Source organism: Bradyrhizobium sp. (genome assembly GCF_050014615.1).
Lineage (GTDB): Bacteria > Pseudomonadota > Alphaproteobacteria > Rhizobiales > Xanthobacteraceae > Bradyrhizobium.
Window position 1 is genome coordinate 1 of record NZ_JBEKCZ010000263.1, and the last position, 6,539, is coordinate 6,539.

The 6,539-nt window shown below is 61.7% G+C and carries 6 protein-coding genes; all 6 read left to right on the forward strand.

The genetic code is table 11. From position 1 onward, the window contains the following. Positions 1-354: 354 nt before the first annotated feature. The gene (locus tag ABR948_RS27280) at positions 355-1,173 is read left to right on the forward strand and encodes an NAD-dependent epimerase/dehydratase family protein (protein ID WP_428124030.1); all 819 of its coding nucleotides are present in this window, start codon (positions 355-357) and stop codon (positions 1,171-1,173) included. A gap of 178 nt (positions 1,174-1,351) precedes the next feature. Beyond that, complete coding sequence (locus ABR948_RS27285) at positions 1,352-3,058, forward strand: IlvD/Edd family dehydratase (RefSeq protein WP_428124033.1); 1,707 nt, start codon at positions 1,352-1,354, stop codon at positions 3,056-3,058. A 292-nt stretch (positions 3,059-3,350) separates the two neighbouring features. After that, positions 3,351-4,352, forward strand: coding sequence for a TRAP transporter substrate-binding protein (locus ABR948_RS27290; RefSeq protein ID WP_428124036.1), 1,002 nt, complete (start codon positions 3,351-3,353; stop codon positions 4,350-4,352). An 86-nt stretch (positions 4,353-4,438) separates the two neighbouring features. Further along, complete coding sequence (locus tag ABR948_RS27295) at positions 4,439-5,440, forward strand: TRAP transporter substrate-binding protein (RefSeq protein ID WP_428124039.1); 1,002 nt, start codon at positions 4,439-4,441, stop codon at positions 5,438-5,440. Positions 5,441-5,616: 176 nt separating this feature from the next. Further along, on the forward strand, positions 5,617-6,201 hold the full coding sequence (locus ABR948_RS27300; protein WP_428124041.1) for a TRAP transporter small permease: 585 nt from the start codon (positions 5,617-5,619) through the stop codon (positions 6,199-6,201). Beyond that, on the forward strand, positions 6,198-6,539 hold a 342-nt coding region (locus tag ABR948_RS27305), incomplete at its 3' end, for a TRAP transporter large permease subunit (RefSeq protein ID WP_428124044.1). The genes ABR948_RS27300 and ABR948_RS27305, both read left to right, overlap by 4 nt.

The window sequence follows — 6,539 nt, forward strand, 5'->3', positions numbered from 1 at the left end:
AGCGCCTGGATCGAAGGATCGGGATAACAGGTCGCCTGCTGCCAGCCGGTGCGGGGGGATGCTGCCTGGGACATTTGCTGTTCTCGTTGTTGCCGTGCTTCCTCGCAAGTCCTCGTCTGCTATCATTGTCATCTCGCGGCGGCAAGCAAGCATCTATGCTGTCATCGCCCGCGAAAGCGGGCGATCCAGTATTCCACCGGAGTCTGTGAGTAAGCCGAAAAGCCGCGGCTTACTGGATTTCCCGCCTTCGCGGGATATGACGATGGTGGGCGCGCATCGAGCAACGCGCTATGTCTTGCCGCGTCGCGGCCAGCGCGCCATACTCACTCCACGTGAAGAATATAGAGGGATGAAATGCCACGCATATTGATGACCGGCGCGTCCGGCGGAATCGGCACCAGTTTGCGAAAACTGCTGCCGCCGATCTATCCGGACTTGCTGCTGAGCGACCTGAAGGCGCCCGCCGATCTCGGCGCCCATGAAAAATTTAAGGCGGCCGATCTGGCTGATCTGGCGCAGGTCGAGGCGATCTGCGAGGGGGTCGACGGCATCGTGCATTTCGGCGGGTATTCGGTCGAGGGTCCCTGGGACAATATCCTGCAGTCCAATATCATCGGCACTTACAATCTGTTCGAGGCGGCGCGCAAGAAGGGCGTCAAGCGCGTCGTGTTCGCATCGTCGAACCATGCGGTGGGGTTCTATCCGCGGCATCACCGGATCGGAACCGACGTGACGCCCCGGCCGGACAGCCGCTACGGCGTCAGCAAGGTGTTCGGCGAGGCGGTGGGCGCGCTCTACGCCGACAAGCACGGGCTCGGGGTTACCTGCATCCGGATCGGCAATTTCGGCGAGATGCCGCTGGACCATCGCCGGCTTGCGATCTGGCTGAAGCCGGAAGATCTGGTGCAGCTGTGCCGGATCGGGCTCGATCATCCCGACATCCATTTCGAAATATTCTACGGCGCGTCCTATAATGAGCGCGCATGGTGGGACAACCACCGTGCCTACGACCTCGGTTATCGCCCGACCGGCCGGGCCGAGGATTTTCGCGAACACGCGTTTGCCGAGCAGGCCAAGATCGCGACCGATCCGGTCGGCGATTTCTATCAGGGCGGCACGTTCTGCGGCATGGAGTTCGACGGGGACGCCAGCAAGATCATCGACTGGAAGTAACCTTCGGGTCATTCCGGGGCGTGCGAAGCACGAACCTCAGATGTGCAATCGCACATCGGGGAATCTCGCGCTTATAATCTCTGGATTCCGGGTTCAGCCCTGTGGGCTGCCCCGGAATGACGACTTTATGTTAGGCGTGTGCCAACGTAAGATGGCCGCCCACAAGGAAAGCACAAAAATGGCTGACGGATTGCGCAAGGGACTGACGAGCTACGGCGACGCTGGATTCTCGCTGTTCCTGCGCAAGGCTTTCATCAAGGCGATGGGTTATTCGGATGATGCGCTGAACCGGCCCATTGTCGGCATCACCAATACCTACAGCGACTACAATCCCTGCCACGGCAATGTGCCGCAGATCATCGAGGCGGTGAAGCGCGGCGTGATGCTGTCGGGAGCAATGCCGATGGTGTTCCCGACCATCTCGATCGCCGAGAGTTTTTCGTATCCGACTTCGATGTATCTGCGCAACCTGATGGCGATGGACACCGAGGAGATGATCCGCGCCCAGCCGATGGATTCAGTGATCGTGATCGGGGGCTGCGACAAGACCCTGCCGGCGCAGATCATGGCTGCGGTCAGCGCCGATTTGCCGACGGTCGTAATCCCGGTCGGACCGATGGTGGTCGGGCATCACAAGGGCGAGGTGCTGGGGGCCTGTACCGATTGCCGCCGGCTGTGGGGAAAATTCCGCGCCGGCGAGATCGACGAAGTCGAGATCGAGGCCGTCAACGGCCGGCTCGCGCCGTCCGTGGGCACCTGCATGGTGATGGGCACCGCCAGTACCATGGCCTGCATCACCGAGGCGCTGGGCCTGTCGCTGCCGATGAGCGCGACCATTCCGGCCCCTCATGCCGAGCGTTTTCGCCTCGCGGAAGCCAGCGGCAGGGTCGCCGCCGAGATGGCCAAGGCGAAGGGGCCGAAGCCCAGCGAGCTATTGACGCCGGCAGCGTTCAAGAACGCGCAGGTGGTGCTGCAGGCGATCGGCGGCTCGACCAACGGTCTCATCCATTTGACCGCGATCGCCAACCGCACCGAACATCGCATCGATCTCGAAGCCTTCGACAGACTCGGCCGCGAGGTGCCGGTGCTGATCGATCTCAAGCCGTCGGGCGCGCATTACATGGAGCATTTCCACCATGCCGGCGGCGTGCCGAAACTGATGGCGCAGCTCGGCGACCTGATCGACCTCGATGCCAAGACCATCAGCGGCGCCAGCCTGCGCGACGTCGTCGCCGCCGCCGAGGAAGTGCCGGGGCAGGATGTCATTCGCGCGCGCAAGTCTCCGATCAAGCCGGAAGGAGCGATGGCGGTGCTGCATGGCAATCTCGCGCCGCGCGGGGCCGTGATCAAGCATTCGGCGGCGAGCCCCAAATTGCTGCAGCATACCGGCCGCGCCGTGGTGTTCGACTCGGTGGAGGACATGACGTTGCGGGTCGACGATCCCGCGCTCGATGTCAGCGCCGACGACGTGCTGGTGCTGCGCAACGCCGGCCCCAAGGGGGCGCCGGGCATGCCGGAGGCGGGCTATCTGCCGATCCCGATGAAGATCGCGCGCACCGGGGTCAAGGACATGGTGCGAATTTCGGACGCGCGCATGAGCGGCACGGCGTTCGGCACCATCGTGCTGCACATCACGCCGGAATCCGCCGTCGGCGGGCCGCTGGCGCTGGTGAAGAACGGCGACATGATCCGGCTCGATGTCGCCAAACGCAGCATCGATCTGCTGGTCGATGCCGCCGAGCTGGACAAGCGCCGCGCCGCGCTGGCGCTCCCGGTGACGCCGGACTGGGCCAAACGCGGCTACGCGCATCTGTTCAACGAGACCATCCTGCAGGCCGATGAAGGCTGCGATTTCGATTTCATGCGCGGCAAGGGCAAGGGGTAGCCTGCTCTTCCTGTTCATTCAGTCGTCATGCCCCGCGCATGCGGGGCATCCAGTACTCCGCGGACCTGAGATAGCGCCGATAGGCCGCGGCGTACTGGATCATCCGCTTTCGCGGATGATGACGTCAGGGTGGCGGATGATGACATCGGAGTGAAAAGCCGTCGGTTATTACTCCTCAACGGTCATCGCGCTCCATCTCGCACATGCGTTCGTCGGTATCCCCCAGACGTTTGATTGACATTCAAACAACCCCGATGGGATGATCAAAGAAAACATCCAAGGGGGAAGCGAGATGGGTAATCCACTGGGGAGGACCGTCGTGGCGATCGCCGTGGCGTCGGTCTTGTTCACCGCCGGCGCGGGCGCGCAGGAAGTGAAGCATTATCGCTTCGCCTACGATCAGCCCAGGACGACAGGCTACGGAATCCTCGGCGATATCTTCAGCGACAAGCTCAAGGCGCTCAGCAAGGGCACCATGCTGATCGAGCAATATCCTGGCGCGCAGCTCGGGCAGGAGCCGCAGGTGCTGCAGCTGGTGAAATCGGGAGACGTGGAGTTCTGCATTTCCTCCTCGGCGAATGCCGCGACCCTGTCGCCGCAGGCCGGGGTGATGTCGATGCATTTCCTGTTCCGTTCCGAAGCGCACCTCATCAAGGCGATTGCGGATCCCGAAGTATCGAAGGCCGTCAAGGCGATGATCGCCGACACCGTCCAGGGCGCCCATGTCATCGCGCTGGCCACGCTCGGCCTGCGCAACATGTACTCCAAGCGCGAGATCCGGAAAATCGAAGACATGAAAGGTCTCAAGGTGCGCGTGCAGGCGACGCCGACCGAGGACACCATGTTCCCGGCCTATGGCGCCCAGATCGTGCATATGCCGTTCGGCAGCGTCTATACCTCGCTGCAGACCGGCGTGGTGGAGGTCGCCGAAAACGGCGTCAACGTCTATCTCGCCAACAAGCACTATGAAGTGGCGCCGGTGCTGTCGATGACCGAACACGAGGCCAATAACAGCCTTGTGTGGATCAGCGACAAATTGTGGAACAGCCTGACGCCGGAGCAGCAGGGCTGGGTGCAGGCCGCCGCCGACGAGGTCAACAAGAGCCAGCCCGCGAAGGCGGTCGAGCTCGAGCATCAATCGCAGGAGAAATTGAAATCGATCGGGGTGAAAGTCGTCGCCGATGTCGACAAGTCGGGCTTTACCGCGATCGCGGACCCCTATCTCGACAAGCTCTCCAAAGAGCTCGGCCCGCACGCGGAAAAGATCAAGAACCTGATCCGGGCGATCAACTAGTGGGCGCAACTGGTGGGCACGATGTCTGATTGACAATCTTGCAACCCCGATGGGATGATCCGGCAAAATCATACCAGGGGGAAACGGTGAATTATCCGGCAAGAATCATCGGCGGGTTGATCGCGGTCGCGACAGTCCTGTTCGCGGCTGGCGCAGGCGCGCAAGAGATAAGACATTACCGCTTCGCCCACGACCAGCAGCTCAATTCCGGCTACAGCATCGCCTTTGATATCTTTTCCGCCAGGCTCAAGGAATTGAGCAAGGGCACCATGCTGGTCGATCAGTACCCTGGCGCGCAGCTCGGACAGGAGTCGCAAATCCTCCAACTGGTGCGATCCGGCGATATTGATTTCGCGATCGTCTCTTCGGCCAACACCTCGACCATCTCGCCGCAGGCCGGCGTCATGTCGCTGCACTATCTGTTCCGTTCCGACCAACACGACATCAAGGCGCTCGGCGACCCCAGGGTGTTCGAGGCGATCCGGGACATGATCGACGACACCGTCCAGGGCATCCACGTCATTGGGCTCGGCACCCAGGGCTTCCGGCACATGTATGGCAGGAAGGAAGTGCACAGGATCGAGGATCTCAAAGGCTACAAGGTTCGTGTGCAGGCCACCGCGACCGAGGACACCATGTTCGCCGCCTATGGCGCGCAGACCGTGCACATGCCGTTCGGCAGCGTCTATACCTCGCTGCAGACCGGCGTGATGGATTTCGGCGAGAACGCGGTCAACGTCTATCTCATCAACAAGCACTACGAAGTCGCGCCGGTGCTGTCGATGACCGAGCATGAAGCCAACAACGCGATTGTGTGGATCAGCGACAAGCTCTGGCAAAGCCTCAATGCCGACCAGAAGCAGTGGGTTCTGACATCGGCCAGGGACGTCAGCACGCAGGAACCCAAGCGCGCGTTCGAGCTGGAGCGTTCGGCGGCGGCCAAGCTCGAGAAAATGGGCGTCAAGATCGTCGCAGATGTCGACAAGTCGGGCTTTCAGAAAATCTCCGATCCCTATCTCGACAAGCTCGCCAAGGAGCTCGGCCCGCATGCGGACAAGATCAAGACCCTGATCCGGGCGATTGATTGAACTGGCCGAAGCAGGTTTCCACTAGTCGTCCCGGCGAACGCCGGGACCCATACGCCGCGGCTTCTAAGTGAGGCGATCACGTAGCCAGCTTTTGCAAACAATAAACACCGGGGGTATGGGTCCCGGCGTTCGCCGGGACGACGCGGGTGTGATCTGGGACGACGGAGAGTTAGACGATGACCATCGCCGACAAACTGGTGCTGCAGCGGCAGCATCACCTGAAATGGGCGGCGTTCGACAGGCTCGAACTGATCCTGATGATGATCTGCGGGCTATTGTGCTTCGGCTTCACGCTTTCGGTGATGTTCGACATTGTGACCCGCACCATCGGTCATCCCTGGCTGTGGCTGCAGGAAGTCACTTCCACCCTGTTCATCTATGCGATCTTCATCGGCGCGGCGGTCGCCACCCGCCGCAATGATCATCTGTACCTGACCGCGATCTCCGAGGCGCTGCACGGCACGCCGCGGCTGATCGTCGAGATCATCATCCGTCTTGTGGTGATGGGCGTGGCGTTTTGCCTGATCTGGTTCGGCTATATCAATTACCTCAGGGGGTTCGGCAGTTTCCGGCTGCCGTCGGGCACGCCGATCGCCTCGCTCTACGCGGCGATACCGCTGGCCGGCGCGCTGATCGCGCTGTTCACGGTCGAGCAACTGGTCAACGGCATCCGCAACGGCTTCGATCATCCCGAGCCGCCGGAGGAAGACCTCCCGCTGCGGCCTGTGGATGCCAGTGTGCTGAAGAGGATGCGGCCGTGAGCGCACCGGTCATCCTGGCGCTGATGTCGTTCTGCTTCCTGTTCTTCGGCTATCTCGGCGTGCCCGTGCCGTTTTCGCTGATGGCGGGCGTGTTCGTCGGGGCGCTTTTGACCGACGTGTCGCTGGCGGCGATCATCCAGAAGATCTTCGACGGCGTGGATTCCGAGGCGCTGCTGGCGATCCCGTTTTTCCTCTTGGTCGGCGAACTCATGAGTTCGGCCAACGTCGTGGTGCGGATCGCCAATCTGTCGCTGTCGCTGGTCGGGCATATCAGGGGCGGGCTGTCGCAAGTCGTCGTCGTCTTCAGCATGTTCTTCTCGGAGATGTCGGGATCGACC